A 466-nucleotide genomic window follows, 5' to 3' on the forward strand; every position below is an offset into this window, starting at 1 on the left:
ATACGAGATGAAGAAACAGCTAAAATGGCAGTAGAAAGCTCACTTACAGGGCATTTGGTGTTATCAACCTTACATACCAACAGTGCCGCTTCGACCATTACCCGTCTACTTGAAATCGGCGTACAAGCCTATCTCCTAAATGCAACGCTACTAGCGGTACTGGCTCAAAGACTTGTTAAACGGAATTGTCCTCACTGCCTGGAAGAAGAGCAGGTATCCCCTATTGTACGGAAAGCTTTGGGTCTGAGTGAGGATGAAGTATTCTATCAGGGCGCTGGTTGTGATAACTGCCATATGACAGGCCATAAAGGCCGTGTTGCAGTATATGAACTGTTGACACTATCACCCGATATTCGAGACATGATCAAGCCAAAAGTAAGTGCGACAGATATCGAAAAAGCCGCAATCGAAAATGGCATGACGCCTCTTACTGATCATGCACTGCATATTGCCCGACAACAGCAAA

Annotated in this window: 1 protein-coding gene; it reads left to right on the forward strand. The window is 45.5% G+C overall.

Translation table 11 applies throughout. From position 1 onward, the window contains the following. Nucleotides 1–24: 24 nt before the first annotated feature. Nucleotides 25–466 (forward strand): GspE/PulE family protein (locus A3729_RS09860; RefSeq protein ID WP_231877403.1); only part of this gene is annotated, 442 nt, incomplete at its 3' end.

This window comes from Oleiphilus sp. HI0043, assembly GCF_001634935.1.